Below are 421 nucleotides of genomic sequence, written 5' to 3' on the forward strand. Positions count from 1 at the left end.
GACCGCTGAGCATCGTGGCAAGCGGCTTGAATATATCGAAGTCAGCAAAGACGATATCCGGCTCGCCAATCAGTTGGCACACGAGATATTAGGGCGGACACTCGATGAGATGCCGCCGCAGACACGCAAGCTGTTGCTGTTGATCCAGCAAATGGCGCACGCAATGGCGGCAGAGCAGCAGTGCGCCCTGAACACCGTTCGTTTTACCCGGCGGGATATCCGCGACTTTACTCAATGGAGTGACAATCAGCTTAAAGTGCATTGCCAGCGGCTGGCTGAAATGGAATACCTGCTTGTTCACGGCGGCAGTCGCGGGCATCTGCTGCAATACGAACTGCTCTGGGACGGTGATGGCGACAGCGCGCACTTAAGCGGCCTGATCATGCCGGTATGATCAGCGCAAGTTGGGCTGAAAACAACG

General features: G+C 56.1%; 1 pseudogene. It reads left to right on the forward strand.

Annotated elements, in window-relative coordinates:
* Positions 1-394 (forward strand): annotated as a pseudogene (locus Xbud_RS19390) (DNA primase); the annotation flags it as partial.
* Positions 395-421 lie beyond the last annotated feature (27 nt).

This window comes from Xenorhabdus budapestensis, from assembly GCF_002632465.1.
Taxonomy (GTDB): domain Bacteria; phylum Pseudomonadota; class Gammaproteobacteria; order Enterobacterales; family Enterobacteriaceae; genus Xenorhabdus; species Xenorhabdus budapestensis.